Origin of the sequence: Levilactobacillus yiduensis, from assembly GCF_024718525.1 — a bacterium.
Classification (GTDB): Bacteria; Bacillota; Bacilli; order Lactobacillales; family Lactobacillaceae; genus Levilactobacillus; species Levilactobacillus yiduensis.
Map to the genome: position 1 here is coordinate 87,668 of NZ_JAMXAZ010000005.1, position 17,460 is coordinate 105,127.

Here is a 17,460-nt window from a genome sequence, read left to right on the forward strand (position 1 = left end):
ATGCCATTGCAAGTCATTAAGTCCGCTAAAACGCTGTTGTTTCGCGGTTTGACGGATAATTTGTTGTTTAACGTGGGCAGCTGCTGGCACAATTCAATGATAATTGTGCAATCTGACTTTCCAGGAACTGAAAACGGCTTGATCACTGATGTGACGGCATTTATCAGCATTTTGGACTAGGAATATTTAGCTACAATTTGACCTGATCCGTAGCGCATCTGTCAGCGTCAGCAACTGAATACCACAGCCGTCAAAACCAGCTATCCGCTAAGCACTTAACGATAAGTCCAATCAGAGCGGCCTCGGCAAGTTCACCAGCAATCTAAATTATCGGTGTATCTCGGCCAAGGCTATTTCAACTGATGCGAGTCATAGAACCAGCCAGCACCAGCAGTAAATCGCAATACCCGCAAAAACGACGTTGATTCTGAGCACACGTTCAGGTGTTAGCTGATCAAGTGTATCATGAAAATTCCGTAGAATCCGCCTGCAAATTGGCGTTTTTGACGAGCCAATGGCTGATAGGTTATTGACGCTGACTGACAGCTTGAACCTGACTAGCAGTGCTGTTGAATCTAATGAACGTCGCGGTCAGCAGTTCGTTGGCATTTGTCAGAGCACTTGTCGAACGGTTGGCGTTTGCTGGCGATGCTATTGAAAAGTTAAAGAACTCGCTGACGAACCGAACCAGTCAACTGAATTGCTAACAACGGTAGCAACAGGGAACCGGCACTTTTCAGGTCAAAAGCTTTTCTCTATTCTACTTTACATAATATATATTATCGAAAGTAGTAGTGCAATCGTCACCAGCCCCGAATTCAAGCCAATTAAAAACCAGTTCCCAAGTTTTTAACAACTCAAGAACTGGTTTTTAATTTAGTTCAGTTGACCCACGCCCAACGCGGTTAAAATCTTTCGCGTTAACGGCGTCAGTTCTGTTGGCAACTGATCCAGCGGAAAAAATTTGGCGGCGTTGGTTTCGTCATTATCGCCATTGGGTTCACCAGTCGCGGCAACTTCGTAAACCACCGTGACCGAATCAATCTGATCACCATTGGGATATTGATATTGCATGCCAGCGCCACTTACGACCGTCAGCAATTTGGCGGTTTGTGCCGTCATGCCGGTTTCCTCATGAAGTTCGCGTTTGGCCGTCGCAACCGTACTTTCGTTGAGTTCCTTTGATCCCGCCGGCAAGCCCCAGAAATGGTTGTCCGTGCGGTGCACCAATAAGAGCGCTGATTGCCGGTAAACTACCGTTGCAGCGCCCACGACGATTAGCGGTGCGGCGCCAACTTGCTGACGTAAATTTAGGACATAGCCCATGTGCGTTCACCCGTCTTTTCCTATGATTGTATCATACAGAATGGGTATTAACGCCATTTATTCTGAATGAAGTCTTGACGACCGCCCATCTCTTCGATTTGATAACGAAATGGGTTCTTGCGGTAAAAGTCCTGGTGTTCAGTTTCTGCCGGATAAAATGGTTGGGCGTCTTCAATGGTCGTCACGATGGGCTCATCAAATCGGCCACTGGCAGCCAATGCGGCCTTGGATTTCTCCGCTGCGGCCCGTTGTGCGGGACTGTTCACGAAGATGACCGGCCGATAACTGTCACCGCGGTCCTGGAACTGGCCACTGGCATCAGTAGGATCCGTTTGCCGCCAGTAGATTTCGACCAACTGGGCATAGCTGATGATGCTGGGGTCAAAGGTGATTTTAACGGCTTCTGTGTGACCCGTGGTATGGCTGGCGACTTCCGCATACGTCGGATTGACTGTGTGACCACCGGTGTAGCCGGAAACGACCGATTCGATGCCGGGCTGCGTATCAAAGGGCTGAACCATGCACCAGAAGCAGCCGCCCGCAAAAATCGCTGTATCTTTCTCTGTCATGCGGTGCCCCTCCTTTTACTTGTCGAAAAGTTGTTCGAAGTCGTGATAGCCATTTTCTTCAAGCTTGTCAGCGGGAATAAACTTTAATGCCGCTGAATTGATGCAGTAGCGCAAGCCACCCTGGTCTTGTGGACCGTCAGTAAAGACGTGGCCCAAGTGAGACCCGCCGTCCGTGCTCCGGACTTCCTGGCGAACCATGCCAAAGGAGTGATCCGTGTTTTCCTTAACGTTGGCGGCATCAATGGGTTTGGTAAAGGATGGCCACCCACAGCCCGCGTCGTATTTGTCGGTTGAACTGAATAGTGGTTGGCCGCTCACCACGTCCACGTAGATACCGTCTTCGTAAAAGGCATCGTACTTACCGGTGAACGCGGCTTCTGTGGCCGCATGCTGGGTGACAGCGTATTCCTCCGCCGTCAGCCGTTGCTTCAAGTCTTCCTGGTTTTCTTGCTGCTTCATGCTAATTCCTCCAATCAGTTGTACGCAACTTAATCGTTACTACTCTTAGTGTAAAACTTTTCGGCGGAAACACAAGGAATTTGGCAGCTCCAACCGAAAAAACTGATTCGCCACGACACAGCGAACCAGTTCTTTCAAACGGTACATACCTTCTATTTTGCTGATTGCCCAGCGGGTGTGCGATACCGCAATTGAACGCCTTCAATATCCACCTTCTGAATACCAACGGCCCGGTTCCGGTAATACATCACACTTTGCTTGGCTGGGTTGTGCGCCAATCCCATTGTGTGGCCCAATTCGTGTTCTGCCACGTGCAGGTCATCGGAATGAGAGTAGCCGTACGTCTGCAGCAGACTGGGATTCAACATTGCGGTAACCTTGGTCAAATAATCGTTTTGCGCGGTGTATTCGGTCAAGCCAACGTCTTCGCCTAATCTTGCTGCCTGAGATTTAGAGGCCGTTTCCAAATCAATCTGAGCATCTCGCTTAGTGCCCGCCTTGAAGTGAAAGGCCCCCGTCTTATTCCAGGCTGAAATGGCTGACTGCCAGATCTGACGATAATACCGAGACTTGGTCGTAATCACGTATGTGGCATGGGCGTGGGCAAAGCGTTCTGGCCCAAATGGGGTCACGCCTGCTGCTGCCAACGCCGCACTGCCACCAACCTGTGTAAAGAACAAAACCAACGTTGTAATAATGGTTAAAATCCCTCGGTACCAACCTTTAATCATGCAAAGTCCCTCTCTCTCGAAGGAGGATGCCCGACGGCTACCATCGTTCCGTATTATACGGGAACCCGTATTCAGAAGCGACAAAAAACGCCCAGCACACTAGAAAAACTAGCAGTTGGACGTTGATCATCGTAAATTTAGCTAATTAAGCCTCGAAAGCAGCGGTCAATGGTGGCACCACTTGCTTCTTCCGGGAAACGACGCCAGGTAAACTAGCGCGGTTGTTTTCCAGCTTGGTGTTGAAGGCCTTTTCGACGGCGCTCTTTGGTTCACCGGCAACGATGAGTTCGGAGTCGCTGTTCAAGACGTTGGTGGCTAAGGTAATGAACAAGTCGTAGCCATCAGCGGCCATTTCAGCTTGCATTTCCTTTTCCAAACCAGCTTGACGGTCCAACACTTCGTTCAAGTCGACCGTGTTGATTTGGCCGATCCGAACGCTCTTGCCAGCCATGTCAAAGGACTTTGCGTCACCGTCGATCAATTCCTTGTCGCTCTTAGCGGCCAGGTTCGTCCCGGCTTTTAACATCGCAATGCCGTAGCTTTGAACGTCGATGTCGGCGATTTCAGCCAAGGCGCGAACGGCTTCCTTGTCGGCATCGGTCGTGGTTGGGCTTTGGAGTAAAAGCGTGTCAGAGATGATGGCAGATAGCATCAATCCAGCCAACTTAGCTGGGATTTCAATCTTAGCTTCGTCAAACATTTCCGTTAAGATCGTGCTCGTGCAACCCACTGGTTCTGCCCGGTAGTACAGGGGTGAATCGGTGTGGAAGTTGGCAATTCGGTGATGATCAACCACGTGGCTGACCGTGACCTTGTCCAAGTCAGCGACACTTTGTTGGGCTTCGTTGTGGTCGACTAACATGACCGTGTCGACTTCGTTAGCCACCGTCTTAACGACCCGTGGTGCTGGTTCGTCAAAATGGTTCAAAACGTAGTTGGTCTCCATGTTTGGTTCGCCTAAAGCAACGGCTTCAACGTCGTAACCTTCTTGTGTTTGGAAGTAAGCGTAAGCCTTTGCGGCAACGATTGCGTCCGTATCAGGATTTTGGTGACCAAAGATTAATGCTTTACTCATGTGGTAGAACTCCTTTAACAAAAAATTTTAAGTTTATTGGTTCCGTAGTTGCTTGAGCCGCGAGATATAATCGTCGGTATGCAGGTAACGGTCGAACTGTGCCAAGAAGTGACTGATCCGCGGAATCTCTGCCTTACCTTTACGGAAGACGAAGGCCAGATCGAAGCGAATGTTGGGATCGAAATGGGCCGTCCACGTATTCGGCAGGTCATCCTGTCCTATCATAAAGGAATTTGGCAACGCTGTCGAGGCCTGCGTCTGCATTGAAAAATGTAACAACTGGGTGGGCGTCGTAAAGTTCGCGACGCTCTTAGGAAAATCAGCCAGTTGGTTCTTGTAGGCTTCGTGCAGCGTCTGGTTCAGGTAGTAGCCATCGGGATACATCGCCCAAACGCCCGCCGTCGTATCCTTGAACTTGATGCGGCGTTTCTTCGCTAGCTGTTCATCGTGGTGGATGAACAACAGGTCATCTGAAATGATCTTCTTGGATTCATAAGGCTTCCAGTTCTTGATGGAATCGTCCGGCAGATACATGATGGCCAGGTCGATCTTGTTGTTTTCCAAGCGTTCCCAAATTTCCTTCCGCGTTAACATGTGAAAGGAAATCTTGAGCTCAGGATTGTTCTGGTAAGACAGAATGGCAAAATCCTCAAAGACCGCATCTTCCATCGAGGCCAGAAGCCCAATGTTGATCTCACCTTGCGTTGCACTGGTCGACTGCTGGATTTCGTCTGTCGCCGTGTTTAAAATGCCATAGATCTTGTGAGTGGCGTCGAGCATCGTGTAGCCTGCGTCGGACAACCGCAACTTCTTCCCCACTGAATAAAAGAGCGGGGCGCCCACCGTGCGTTCCAGCTTCTTGATCTGTTGGGTCAAGGCTGGCTGGGTAATCCCCAGAATTTGCGCGGCTTGGGTGTAGTTCATGGTTTCCGCTAATTGTAAGAAATACGTCAGGGTTTTGGAAGAAAAGATACTTTCCTGTTTCGTCTTCATCCGTTTTTTCTCCTTATGATTGGCCTAGTGGTTAAAATTACCAGGTCTACCTAATGGTTACTATTAATCTATATAATAGGCCGTTTACGGTAAAAGCGCAACGATTTCTCCTCGCAAATTCCTGATTAGTCGAGAACCAGTTCGGTTGGCTTGACCCGCAGTTGGACGGGTTGCCCTTCAGCGTCGACGTCGACCACGAACGAGCCGTTGGAGTAACGTCCGCTCAACGGGTGTTCCGTTGGCATGACGTCATGGGTCCGTTCGCGACTGGTGATGATCTCTAGGGCTGGGTTACCTGCTGGAATCGTTAAGAAATCAACGATACGGTGTGGATCGCGTTTCAATTCTCGCAGAACGATGACCCCACGCCGGGCACGACTGGTAACGGACAATTCCTTCATCGCTAGGCGTTTGAAGGCCCCACGTTGGGTCACCAGTGCAATGGTATCACTGTCGGTGACCAGGGCTAGGTTAACCACCTCATCGTCGTCACGAAGGTCCATCGCACGGACACCCGTCGTTCGTGCGCCGTTGATGGAGACTTCGTCAACCGGATAACGCAGTGCGTAGCCGTTCTTGGAAAGCAAAAGAATCCCTTGTTCGATCGGTTCAGTCAAGTAATGGACAGAGACGACATGGGCCTCCGGATTCTTCAGTTTTTCGTAAGTGGCCGCGCGACTCTTGTAGGTCCGGCCTGGCGTCAAGTCAGCAAAGGCTGTCTGCTTGATGTAGCCGTCGCTCGTCGCAATCAAGAAGCGTCCTGGTTCCTTGAGCGTCTTGAACGCATAGGTCGCCACGATTTCTTCATCAGGTGCGAGCCCAATGGTTTGTGAAATGTGTTCGCCGGTTTCCTTCCACTTCACGTCGCTGATTTCGTGGACCGGCCGGTAGATGAGGTTCCCCTTGTTGGTAAACATCATCAGGTGATCCAGTGTGCTCAGCTTCTTCATGAAGATCGGGTAATCCTCATCCTTCAGACCGTTGTCATCGGGATCAGACGCCGTGTATGAGCGAACGCCGGAACGCTTGAGGTACCCGTCGTGACTGACCAAAACGACCACGTCTTCGTCGGCCACGGTCACGGTGGTCTTGATCTTAAGGTCTTCGATTTGGTCTTGAATCTCGGTCCGTCGGGGATTGCGGTAATCCTTGGCAACGGCCTTCAATTCCTTACGCAAGACCGCATTCAACGTCTTGGGTTCATCCAAGATCTTATGGTATTCAGCGATGTCCGCGGATAATTTAGCGGATTCCGCTTCCAGTTGGGTCACGTCGGTGTTGGTCAATCGGTACAGTTGTAAGGCAACGATGGCGTCGGCCTGCTTTTCGGAAAAGTCGTAGGTCTTGACCAGGTTGTCACGGGCATCACGCCGATTTTGACTGGCCCGAATCGTCTGAATGACTTGGTCCAAAATGGACAGTGCCTTGATCAACCCGACCACGATGTGTTGCCGGTCTAACGCCTTTTGGAGGTTGTATTTCGTCCGGCGAGTGATGACATCGCGTTGATGCTCCAGGTAGGCGCTGAGAATCGTCTTCAGCCCCACGTGTTCTGGGCGCATATGGTTGATGGCCACCATGTTGAAGTTGTAGGTGATCTGTAATTCCGTATTCTTAAATAAGTAGTTCAAGACGCCTTGGGCATCCGCGTCGCGCTTCAGCTCAATGGCGATCCGTAACCCGTCACGGTCGGTTTCGTCCCGTACTTCAGCCAGGCCTTCAACCTTCTTGGTCAACCGAATCTCATCGATCTTCTTGACCAGTTGGGCCTTGTTGACTTCGTAGGGAATCTCCGTGACCGTGATCTGACTCTTGTTGCCGCGAAGGGGTTCGATGGCCGTCTTGGAACGAACGACCACGCGGCCGCGACCGGTTTGGTAAGCCTTGACGATGCCGTCTTTCCCCTGAATGATGCCACCGGTTGGGAAATCGGGGCCTTGGACAAAGCCCATCAATTCCTCTAGGGTCGCCTTGGGGTGGCTTAGCAGGTAGACCAAGGCATCGACCACTTCACCTAAGTTGTGCGGTGGAATCTCCGTGGCGTAACCGGCAGAAATCCCTGTGGCCCCGTTGACCAGTAGGTTGGGAATCCGGGCGGGCAAGACGGTCGGTTCGTATTCGGTGTCATCAAAGTTGAGCACCATGTCGACCGTGTCCTTGTCGATGTCTCGGAGCATTTCCCCCGCTAGCTTGCTCAGCCGGGCTTCGGTATACCGCATGGCAGCGGCCGGGTCACCATCCATGGACCCGTTGTTCCCGTGCATTTCGACCAGGGGTTCGCGGACCTTCCAGTCCTGGCTCATCCGGGTCAGGGCTTCGTAGATGGAGCTATCGCCGTGGGGGTGAAAGTTCCCCATGACGTTTCCGACCGACTTGGCGGATTTCCGGAAGCCCTTGTCGTAGGTGTTGCCGTCCTTGTTCATTGAGAACAGAATTCGGCGTTGAACGGGTTTTAAGCCGTCGCGGATGTCGGGCAAGGCCCGTTCTTGAATGATTGACTTGGAGTAGCGGCCAAACCGGTCGCCCATGACTTCTTCCAAAGTCAGCTCTTGAATCTTTTGTCCTTCACTCACAAATGTTTACTCCTTTCGCCAGGCTCCTAGTCGTGGGACTCGGAAGCTTTCTCGTTTTCTAGCAGGCTCGCATCGTCGTCTTCCAACGTAAACTGGACGTTGTTTTCAATCCATTTCCGTCGGGGTTCGACCTTGTCGCCCATTAACGTCGTCACGCGGCGTTCAGCCAAAGCGGCGTCGTCGATCTGCACGCGAATCAGCGTCCGGTTGTCGGGATCCATGGTCGTGGCCCAGAGTTGTTCCGCGTCCATTTCCCCCAACCCCTTGAACCGTTGTAAATGGTAACCGCGGTTCGGAATCAGCTTCGTCTTGCGACTGAGTTCGTCGTTGGTCCAAGCGTAATCGGTCGTGGCCTTTTTACCGGTCGTCTTGATCTGATACAGCGGTGGTAAGGCGATGTAGACGCGCCCAGCGTCGATCATGGGCCGCATGTACTTGTAGAAGAAGGTCAACAGTAAGATCTGAATGTGGGCCCCATCATCATCGGCATCGGTCATGATAATGATTTTATCGTAATTGGCGTCTTCGATGTTGAACTCGGCACCGACACCGGCCCCAATTGTGTAGATCATGGTACTGATTTCTTCGTTTTTCATGATATCAGGTAGCTTGGCTTTTTCGGTGTTCAGCACCTTCCCCCGGAGTGGCAGGATGGCCTGAAATTTCCGGTTACGGCCCTGCTTGGCAGAACCACCGGCGGAATCCCCTTCGACTAAGAACAGCTCGTTTTTGGCCGAATTCTTGGATTGCGCGGGGGTCAGCTTCCCGGATAATAGGCGTTCATGCTTCTTGTGACGCTTGCCATTCCGGCTTTCGTCCCGGGCCTTACGTGCGGCCTCTCTGGCGGAACGGGCTTGGGTCGACTTTTTGATCAACATCTTCCCAAAGTCCCCGTTTTCCATCAGGTAGTAGCCCAGTTGCTCACTGATGATGCTGTCGACAATGGTCCGAGCTTCTGGCGTGCCCAATTTTTCCTTGGTCTGCCCCTCGAACTGCAACAGGTTTTCGGGTACCCGCAGTGAAATAACGGCAGACAACCCTTCCCGGACATCGGTGCCTTCCAGGTTCTTGTCGCGTTCCTTGAGGAGACCAACCTTACGTGCGTATTCGTTGAATGCCTTGGTCCAGCCACTACGCATACCGGCTTCATGGGTCCCACCATCTTTGGTACGGACATTGTTGACGAAGGACAGGAGGTTTTCCGTGTAGCCGTCGTTGTACTGAGCGGCGACCTCGACCTCAATGCCATCCTTCTTGCCGTCAAAGTACATGACGTCGCCTAAGGTATCCTTATCTTCGTTCAGGTAGCCGACGAATTCCTTGATACCGTCTTCAAAATGGTATTCTTCAGCGCGTTCTTGGCCCTCGCGTTCGTCGGTCAACGTGATCTTCACGCCCTTTAGCAGGAAGGCCGATTCACGTAACCGTTCGGCCAGGGTCCCAAAGTTGTAGACCGTGGTCGTGAAGATGGTACTGTCAGGTTTGAAGTTAATGGTCGTCCCGTTGTGTGCCCGGGTATTGCCCAATTTCTTGAGGGTTCCCTGGGGATGACCACCCTTGACAAATTTTTCTTGGTAACGGACGCCGTCACGCACGATGGTGACCGTTAAGGCACTCGACAGGGCGTTGACGACAGAAGCGCCGACCCCGTGCAGCCCACCGGACGTCTTGTAGCCGCCCTGGCCGAATTTCCCCCCGGCATGGAGCACCGTCAAGATCACTTCTGGCGTGGGAATCCCGGACGCGTGCATACCGACTGGCATACCCCGCCCGTGATCGACAACGGTAATGCTGTTGTCCTGGTGGATGGTAACGTTGATTTCCTTACCGTAGCCGGCCAATGCTTCATCGACGGCGTTGTCCACGATTTCGTAGACCAAGTGATGCAGCCCGCGGCCATCGGTTGACCCGATATACATACCAGGACGTTTACGAACAGCTTCCAACCCCTCCAACACTTGGATGGAGGAATCGTCATATTTTGGTTTTGCTTTCGCCATGCGTAAATCCCCTTTACTTTTACGATTTTTAACAAAAAATGTGTACGTGCAGAATACCCTTATTCTACCGCAAAGCGAACGTATGTTCAAATAAACAGTCAAATACGCTTGGGCTGGGTATCCAGTAACTTCATAATCATACCACAGGAAGCCAAAACCTGGCTAGAATTCTCTAGATAATTGGCGTTCTCGTGAAAACATGCTAAAATATAGACCAGCTTATCTGCGGTGAGCGCCAGTTTGGCGGTTCCCGCTGCGAGAAAGAGCGGAGGAATAACTTGTGAAATTATTTGGTTTACTCATCGTGGCGTACCTCTTGGGGGCCATTCCGAACGGCGTCTGGGTCGGCAAAGCCTTCTTCCAGACGGATATTCGCCAATCAGGGTCCGGTAATATCGGCACGACGAACACGTACCGGGTGCTGGGGCCTTACGCTGGAACGGCGGTCATGGTCTTAGACATTGCCAAAGGCTCGGTGGCCACGCTCCTACCCACCCTGTTCCATGTGACCACGATTCTAGGAAGCGCAACCCCCTTGTTATTTGGGTTATTTGCGATTCTAGGGCACACGGTCTCGGTCTTTGACCACTTTAAGGGTGGCAAGGCCGTGGCTACCTCAGCGGGGATGCTACTGGCCTACAACCCGTTGATGTTTGTCATCGCGGCCGGTCTGTGGGTCAGCTTGATCTACTGGACCAGCATGGTCAGCTTGGCCAGCATGATTGCGTTTAGCCTGATCACGTTGATCTCGCTGGCGTTTCAGGATTGGTATTTGACCGGCATTGCGCTGGTCTTGACCATCTTCGTGTTTTACCGGCATCGCAGCAATATCCAACGCATTCGTCAAGGAACGGAATCCATGGTCCCGTTCGGCCGCGGCTACAAGCGGCGTCAGGCACAGAAATAGCACTTATTTTTAAAATTTAGAGACACCGAGGGCTCTCAATGACTATAGGTCGTTGGGAGCCCTTTTGGTTAGATAATTAAAGCTTGCAAGTACAAAAACACCTGATAATACTCAGCTGACAAGGATTGTGAACATTAAATGAATCCACACCGCCATCTGCGGCTGTCAGAGATTACCCGCAAAATTTACAGGAAAATCACTGAAATAGCAACGTACATCTACATTAGTGGACAACCTGTCACGTAGCCGAGAGTGAGCTAAATTTGGACTCAGCCGTGGGAGTTTTCAAGTGGTCTTCTTGGAAACTGGCGTCTTCGAGACGTGATTTTCGGCTCGAAGCGAGGTTGAAGACCGACTTTTGGCTTCGACCGGTCCTTCCCACAGCGTCACGGTCCAAATTTGGCGAACGGTAAGGCGACCAGCACCGATCGCATGACATTCAAAGACTAATTTTATCCCTGTAAGCTCTAGTATCATCAGAAATAAGTAATCTGATAACTTGCCTGGAAACTGTCGTGGGCGGCCAGCTGGTGGATAGCCACCTTGGTCTCCAGATCACCGGTCGCCTCGACGTCGTCAGCTAGTCCCCACCAAGGTTCGAAGCACACGAATGGCGCTTGCTTGGGATATGGTGACCAGATGCCCACGTATGGTGCGCTGAGCGTTAAAGCAACACCGTGGTCGTTGACGCCACTGCTTAGCATCAGCGTCGTTTCCTGGTTGTCCAGGGTCAAGACCTTGGCGTCGTGGTCGAATAAATCGTGGTCCAAGACCATGGGTTGGGTGAGATCCATGGGTACGCTGTGTTGGGTATCACTGTACGGCCCCACTAACGGCACGCGTTGGTAGACCTTCTTGGGTGACACGGTGACTTGATAATCGCTGAAGTCGGCGGTTGGATCGCCCAGTGGCACGTTGAAGCCGGGATGGGCGCCAAATGAGAAGGTCAACGGCGTCTCTGCGGGATTATCAACGGTCGCCGCAAATTGTAGCTGGTGGTCCTCTAAGGCATAGTGCACCGTCAAGACGAAGTCAGATGGAAACAGCGCCTTGGTCTGGTCGTCAGCGGTCAGCTGTAAGGTCACGCTGGTTGCCGTCTGGTCCAACACCGTGAATTCACGGTCGCGGGCGAAGCCGTGTTGCGTCATGTGATACGTCGTGCCGTTGAGGCGGTACTGATTGTCCTGTAAGCGGCCGACGATGGGAAACAGTAGCGGTGCGTGACGGCCCCAGTAGGCTTTGTTCGCCTGCCACATGTATTCCATACCACTGTCATTGTCCTTTACACTGCTGAGTTCTGCGCCCAATGAGTTGATTTGGACTGTGAGATAGTCATTTTTTAACGTTAACATTTGCCGTGCCTCCAACTTTTACAGAAAATTCTGGGTCAGACAATTCTCAAGTTGTCTAGGCCATTTCCTCTATCATACCCTAATTCACCAAAAAGGACCAAGACAAATCGTCTCGGTCCCGCGAATCATTTATAGGATGTAGCGTGATAAATCCTTGTTTTGAACGATATCGCCAATCTTATCGTTGACGTAGTTTTCGGTGATCGTCACGTCACCAGACCCCATGTCAGGGCCTTCGTACAGCAGGTCTTCCAGGAGCTTTTCCAAGACCGTCTGTAACCGCCGTGCGCCAATGTTTTGGTTCTCGTGGTTCAATTCAAAGGCCAGTTCAGCAATGCGTTCGATGGCTTCCATGGTGAAGGTCACCTTGACGTTGTCCGTCCCAATCAAGGCAATGTATTGCTTGATCAGCGCGTTGTTGGGTTCCGTTAAGATCCGCACGAAGTCTTCCTTGCTCAGATCGTTTAACTCGACCCGAATTGGAAAACGCCCTTGCAATTCAGCAATCAGGTCGCTTGGCTTGGATTCTGCGAAGGCCCCGGCCGCGATGAATAGGATGTGGTCGGTGTCGATCGACCCGTACTTGGTCTTGACCTGGATTCCTTCGACGATTGGTAAGATATCGCGTTGGACCCCTTCACGGGAAACGTCGCCGCTATTTTGGCTACTGCCCTTAGCAATCTTATCAATTTCGTCCAGGAAGATGATCCCGGTATTTTCGGCACGCTTGATGGCATCGTGGTTGATGTCGGCGTTGTTGACCAGCTTTTCGGATTCTTCAGCGACCAAGATTTCGCGCGCTTCCGTTACCGTGACGGTCCGCTTGATACGCTTCTTGGGCATGATGGCGCCCAGGGTGTCGTTCAAGTCGATGCCCATTTGGCCCATCATGTTGTTGTCCGTGGCGTTGGCTTGTTGTGGATCATCCATTTCGATTTCGACCATGTGGTTTTCTAGCAAGCCCTTGTCCAGTTGGTCGGCAATCGAAAGCCGTTCGTTGCGGATCTCGTCAGTAACTTCTTCGGTGTCGCTTGGTGCAGTCGGCGTCTGGCCGTTTTGCATCTGCGTGAACATGTTCATCATGTTGGCGAAGTCGTTGTTGTTCTTGTTTTCCTTCTTCTTCGCTGGTGCCAGCAGTTTGACTAATCGTTTGTTGGCCGCTTGAATCGCGTCGTTACGGACGTTTTTAAATTGGTCCTGTTTTTCCATGTTCACGGACACTTCGACCAGATCGCGGACCATGGATTCTACATCACGACCAACGTAGCCAACTTCGGTGAACTTGCTGGCTTCGACCTTGGTAAAGGGTGCGTGCACGATCTTAGCCAACCGACGGGCGATTTCCGTCTTCCCGACCCCAGTCGGTCCGATCATCAGCATGTTCTTTGGTGAGATTTCTTCTTGCATCGCGGCATCGAGTTGCATGCGGCGGTAACGGTTGCGCAGGGCAATCGCAATGGCTTTCTTGGCGTCGTCTTGGCCGATCACGTATTGATCAAGTAAGCCGACGATTTCTTTAGGCGTTTTATTAATGGCGTCCATAGGATTCCTCCGTTCGATTAAAGTTCTTCTGAAATGACGTTTTCGTTGGTAAAGATGTCGATGCCCCCAGCAATGTGGATGGCGCTTTCGGCAATTTCCTTGGCGCTCATGTCCGTGGCGTGGTGGTGCAAGGCCGTGGCAGCGGCTAACGCGAAGTTCCCACCAGAACCGATGGCTAAGATGTCGTCATCGGGGGCAATCACTTCACCGGAACCGGAGACCAGCAGCATTTCGTCCTTGTCCATGACAATCAGTAAGGCTTCAAGCTTTTGTAAAGCCTGGTCGGAACGCCACTGTTTGGCGAGTTCAACGGCAGCCCGTTGCAGGTTCCCGCTGTATTCGTTGAGTTGGGCTTCGAATTTTTCTTCCAAATTAAAGGCGTCGGCCACACTCCCGGCAAAGCCAACAACGACTTGGTTGTTGTAGATCCGCCGAATCTTGTGGGCGGTCCCTTTCATGATGACCTTTTCGCCCATGGTGACTTGACCGTCGCCGGCCATGGCGTTATGACCGTTGTGCCGAACTGCACAGATGGTCGTGGCTTCAAATTTTACTGGCATAATTTCATCATTCTCCTTACGATGTTGGGTTGCGTTTCGTTTTATCTTCGGTTGCCCGCGGGAAAAACTGGCGGTAGTCCCGTTGCAGATGTTCGCGGGTCACGTGGGTGTAAATTTGGGTGGTCGACAGACTGCTGTGGCCCAGGAGTTCCTGAACTGACCGCAAGTCAGCGCCGTGATTCAAGAGGTGCGTGGCAAAGGTGTGCCGCAGCATGTGGGGATGGATATCCGTGGTCAACGTGCTGCGCTTGATGATCTGATTCAACAGGTAGGTCACCCCCGCTGGTGTTAACTGTTGCCCGCGGTGATTAACGAACACGTAGGTGTGGGTCAGCTGGTATTTCGCCAGCAGTGGCGTCCTGGCAGCGGTAAAGTACTGTTGCAAGGCGTCACTGGCGTAATGGCCAAACGGCACATAGCGTTCCTTGTTGCCCTTCCCGTGAATCAGCATGATGCGGTTGTCAAAGTCAATGTCTGGCAGCGTCAAGTTCACGCACTCGCTGACCCGGATGCCGGTGCCATACAAGACTTCCAGCAAGGCCGAGTCCCGGGTGGCAAGTTGGTCATTGGGATTGGCCGCCGCAGCCGCAAACAGCGCGGTCATTTCCCGCTCATAAAAGAAGCGTGGCAAATGATTCTGGTGGTGCTTGAGCTGAACGTAGGCAAAGGGATCATCCTTGGCCTGGCCGTTACTCATCAAGAAGCTATACAGTGATCGCAACGTGGACAGCTTGCGGGCAATGGTCGTCCGCGCATAGTGGCGGTCGTACAACTCGCTGAGGTAGACCTCCACGTCCAACTGGTCAATGGCCGTCCAGGCTTTGGTGCCGCCGTTATTGGCCAAAAACTGCGTAAACTCCTCGAGGTCTTCACGATAGGCCTTGACCGTTTCCGGAGAATACTGCCGCTCACCGCTTAGATACGTCATAAACGCTGTAATCGCTGCGTCCACGTGAATCCCTCCTTTGTACCTGTTCTCAATGCTAGCAAACGGACCGAAAAAACACAACTAACTCATCAAATATTGTGGACTGGTCGAGGCTGGCCGCCTTACCGGTCGTCGAAGCATGGTGGGCAGATTAGGTTGCGCCTAAAAAGCGGTTGCGGCCGTGCTCTGACCGGCAAGGCGACCGGCCAAGCCCCGATTTCTGAAAACAGCAAACAGGTTTGCCCAGCCATCCAACGATGACCGCGCAAACCTGTTTTGCTGATAAGTTTTATTTTTGTGGTGCTTCTTCGTAATCGCCGTTCGGGCAGACGATTTGCACGCCGCCACGAATCTTCTTGGCGACCAAGTAATGGCCGTCCTTCGGGCAATCACGGCCGACTGGCTTGTCCCATGAAACAAAGTCACAATCGGGATAGCGTGAACAGCCGTAGAAGATCCGGTTCTTCTTGGACTTGCGTTCGATGACCTCACCCTTGTGACAAACCGGGCAGGTCACGCCGATTTCCTTCACGATTGGCTTGGTGTTGCGGCAATCTGGGAACCGGGAGCAGGCGTAGAACTTGCCGTAGCGGCCCATCTTGATGACCATGGGTGCGCCACAGATGTCACAGTCAAAGCCGGCGGGTTCGTCGCGAATCTGAATCTTTTCGATGGCGTCTTCCGCGTGAGCGACTTCGGTCGAGAATGGCTTGTAGAAGGTGTCAATGACCTTGACCCAATCCTGCTTGCCCTCTTCGATACCGTCCAACTCGTGTTCCAAGTTGGCCGTGAAGTCAACGTTGACCACGTCAGGGAAGTATTCATTAATGATGCCATCAACGATTTCGCCCAGCTCAGTCGGTTCAAACCGCCGCCCGACCAACTTGACGTAGTAGCGCCGTTGAATCGTATCCAGCGTTGGCGCATAGGTCGATGGCCGACCCACACCGTTTTCTTCCAGCGCCTTGATCAGGTTGGCTTCGGAATACCGTGCAGGCGGCTGGGTAAAGTGTTGGGCCGGATCGGTCTTGGCCAAGTTGACTTGGTCGCCGATTTCTAGGTCAGGCAACAGGTTATCCTTTTCCTTACTGTCGTTATAGATCTTCAAGAACCCATCGAACTTCATCTTGGAACCGTTGGCCCGGAATGTCACGCCGTTTTGTTCCAGCGTCACGGCCATGGTATCCATGATGGCGTTGGTCATTTGACTGGCCACAAACCGGTTCCAGATCAATTGGTACAACCGGAATTGGTCGCGGTTTAACCGGTCCTTTAAGCTCGCGGGCGTCCGGAACACAGAGGTTGGCCGGATGGCTTCGTGGGCATCTTGGGCCCCTTCTGGCAACTTGCCCTTGATGGGCTTCGTTGCTGCGTATTCGGCACCGTACTTTTCGTGTAAGAACGTTGATGCTTCGTGCTTGGCAATGCTTGAGATCCGCGTGGAGTCGGTCCGCATATAGGTGATTAGCCCTTGCGTCCCTTCCTTGCCCAGGTTGATCCCTTCATAAAGCTGTTGGGCGGCCATCATGGTCTTCCGTGTCCGGAAGTTCAGCTTCCGGTTGGCGTCTTGTTGCATGGAACTGGTGGTAAATGGTGGTTGTGGCGAGCGCTTACGTTCCTTACGTACCACGTTGGTGATGTCAAATTTACCCTTGCGGTCCAGCTTGCCCAAGACGTCTTGCACAGCCGCGTTGTCCTTCAACCCGGCCTTCTTGCCGTTGAGGCCATAGAAGCTGGCCTTGAATGCGTGGCGGGCCTTCTTGAAGTCAGCGTCAATAGTCCAGTATTCCTCGGGGATGAAGGCCTTAATTTCCTTTTCTCGTTGAATGATCAAGGACAAGGCAATGGATTGGACCCGGCCGGCGCTCAGGCCCTTCTTGACCTTTTTCCAAAGTAATGGCGAGATGGAATAGCCCACCAACCGGTCTAAGATCCGCCGCGCCTGTTGGGCGTTGACCAGATCCATGTCGATGGTCCGTGGCGTCTTAAAGGCTTCCTTGACGGCGTCCTTGGTAATTTCGTTAAACGTGACCCGGTTCTTGTCAGTTACGTCTAGGTTTAAGACGTGGGCCAAATGCCAGGCAATGGATTCCCCTTCACGGTCGGGGTCAGATGCCAGGTAGACGGCTTTGGCCTTCTTGGCCTCTGAACGCAGGCCCTTGATGACGTCACCCTTACCACGGATGGAAATGTAGTGCGGATCGTAGTGGTTCTCCGTGTCGACCCCCATCGAACTTTTCGGTAGATCCCGTACGTGACCCAGACTAGGCATCACTTTGTAGGTGCGGCCTAAATATTTTTCAATCGTCTTGGCCTTGGCCGGTGATTCCACGATGACTAACTTTTTTTGTGGTTTACGCCGCTTTTTGGCTGGCGCTTTGGTTTTTGCTTTCGTCGGCAACTCACATTACTCCCTCATTTGACGACCAGCCGGCCCCCAAATAT

Annotated in this window: 15 protein-coding genes; 2 read left to right on the plus strand and 13 right to left on the minus strand. The window is 52.2% G+C overall.

Annotation, left to right across the window (positions count from 1 at the left end):
* The gene (locus tag NGM66_RS04485; protein WP_208909639.1) at nt 1-180 is read left to right on the plus strand and encodes a hypothetical protein; all 180 of its coding nucleotides are present in this window, start codon (nt 1-3) and stop codon (nt 178-180) included.
* A gap of 696 nt (nt 181-876) precedes the next feature.
* Here the strand turns inward: NGM66_RS04485 and NGM66_RS04490 are convergent.
* The 8 genes from NGM66_RS04490 to parE all read right to left on the minus strand — a co-directional run bounded on the left by NGM66_RS04490 (nt 877) and on the right by parE (nt 9,726).
* Complete coding sequence (locus NGM66_RS04490; RefSeq protein ID WP_208909638.1) at nt 877-1,326, minus strand: NUDIX hydrolase; 450 nt, start codon at nt 1,324-1,326, stop codon at nt 877-879.
* Nucleotides 1,327-1,373: 47 nt separating this feature from the next.
* On the minus strand, nt 1,374-1,895 hold the full coding sequence (gene msrA / locus NGM66_RS04495; RefSeq protein WP_258115408.1) for a peptide-methionine (S)-S-oxide reductase MsrA: 522 nt from the start codon (nt 1,893-1,895) through the stop codon (nt 1,374-1,376).
* A 15-nt stretch (nt 1,896-1,910) separates the two neighbouring features.
* Nucleotides 1,911-2,354: a peptide-methionine (R)-S-oxide reductase MsrB gene (msrB, locus tag NGM66_RS04500; protein ID WP_208909635.1), complete on the minus strand. Its 444-nt coding sequence runs from the start codon at nt 2,352-2,354 to the stop codon at nt 1,911-1,913.
* A gap of 152 nt (nt 2,355-2,506) precedes the next feature.
* Nucleotides 2,507-3,085 carry a matrixin family metalloprotease gene (locus tag NGM66_RS04505; protein WP_208909634.1) on the minus strand — a complete coding sequence of 193 codons (579 nt, stop codon included), beginning with the start codon at nt 3,083-3,085 and terminating at the stop codon, nt 2,507-2,509.
* A gap of 145 nt (nt 3,086-3,230) precedes the next feature.
* Nucleotides 3,231-4,160, minus strand: coding sequence for a manganese-dependent inorganic pyrophosphatase (locus NGM66_RS04510; RefSeq protein ID WP_208909633.1), 930 nt, complete (start codon nt 4,158-4,160; stop codon nt 3,231-3,233).
* A 33-nt stretch (nt 4,161-4,193) separates the two neighbouring features.
* The gene (locus tag NGM66_RS04515; protein ID WP_125576877.1) at nt 4,194-5,153 is read right to left on the minus strand and encodes a LysR family transcriptional regulator; all 960 of its coding nucleotides are present in this window, start codon (nt 5,151-5,153) and stop codon (nt 4,194-4,196) included.
* 125 nt (nt 5,154-5,278) lie between these two features.
* The gene (gene parC, locus NGM66_RS04520; protein ID WP_245155347.1) at nt 5,279-7,681 is read right to left on the minus strand and encodes a DNA topoisomerase IV subunit A; all 2,403 of its coding nucleotides are present in this window, start codon (nt 7,679-7,681) and stop codon (nt 5,279-5,281) included.
* Between the two features lie 71 nt (nt 7,682-7,752).
* Nucleotides 7,753-9,726, minus strand: a complete 1,974-nt coding sequence (gene parE, locus NGM66_RS04525; protein WP_208909631.1) for a DNA topoisomerase IV subunit B — start codon at nt 9,724-9,726, stop codon at nt 7,753-7,755.
* Between the two features lie 280 nt (nt 9,727-10,006).
* Between parE and plsY the strand changes: the two genes are divergently transcribed.
* Nucleotides 10,007-10,633, plus strand: coding sequence for a glycerol-3-phosphate 1-O-acyltransferase PlsY (plsY, locus tag NGM66_RS04530; RefSeq protein ID WP_208909629.1), 627 nt, complete (start codon nt 10,007-10,009; stop codon nt 10,631-10,633).
* A 476-nt stretch (nt 10,634-11,109) separates the two neighbouring features.
* On the opposite strand, the gene NGM66_RS04535 is transcribed toward plsY, so the two are convergent.
* The 5 genes from NGM66_RS04535 to topA form a co-directional block, all read right to left on the minus strand.
* Nucleotides 11,110-11,985, minus strand: coding sequence for an aldose 1-epimerase family protein (locus tag NGM66_RS04535; protein WP_208909627.1), 876 nt, complete (start codon nt 11,983-11,985; stop codon nt 11,110-11,112).
* A gap of 129 nt (nt 11,986-12,114) precedes the next feature.
* Nucleotides 12,115-13,527, minus strand: a complete 1,413-nt coding sequence (hslU, locus tag NGM66_RS04540; RefSeq protein ID WP_258115409.1) for an ATP-dependent protease ATPase subunit HslU — start codon at nt 13,525-13,527, stop codon at nt 12,115-12,117.
* A gap of 17 nt (nt 13,528-13,544) precedes the next feature.
* Entirely contained in the window at nt 13,545-14,087 is a 543-nt protein-coding gene (hslV, locus tag NGM66_RS04545; protein WP_011667574.1) for an HslVU peptidase proteolytic subunit, read from the minus strand.
* 16 nt (nt 14,088-14,103) lie between these two features.
* Nucleotides 14,104-15,039: a tyrosine recombinase XerC gene (gene xerC / locus NGM66_RS04550; RefSeq protein WP_208909623.1), complete on the minus strand. Its 936-nt coding sequence runs from the start codon at nt 15,037-15,039 to the stop codon at nt 14,104-14,106.
* A 265-nt stretch (nt 15,040-15,304) separates the two neighbouring features.
* The gene (gene topA, locus NGM66_RS04555) at nt 15,305-17,416 is read right to left on the minus strand and encodes a type I DNA topoisomerase (RefSeq protein ID WP_208909621.1); all 2,112 of its coding nucleotides are present in this window, start codon (nt 17,414-17,416) and stop codon (nt 15,305-15,307) included.
* Between the last annotated feature and the right edge of the window lie 44 nt (nt 17,417-17,460).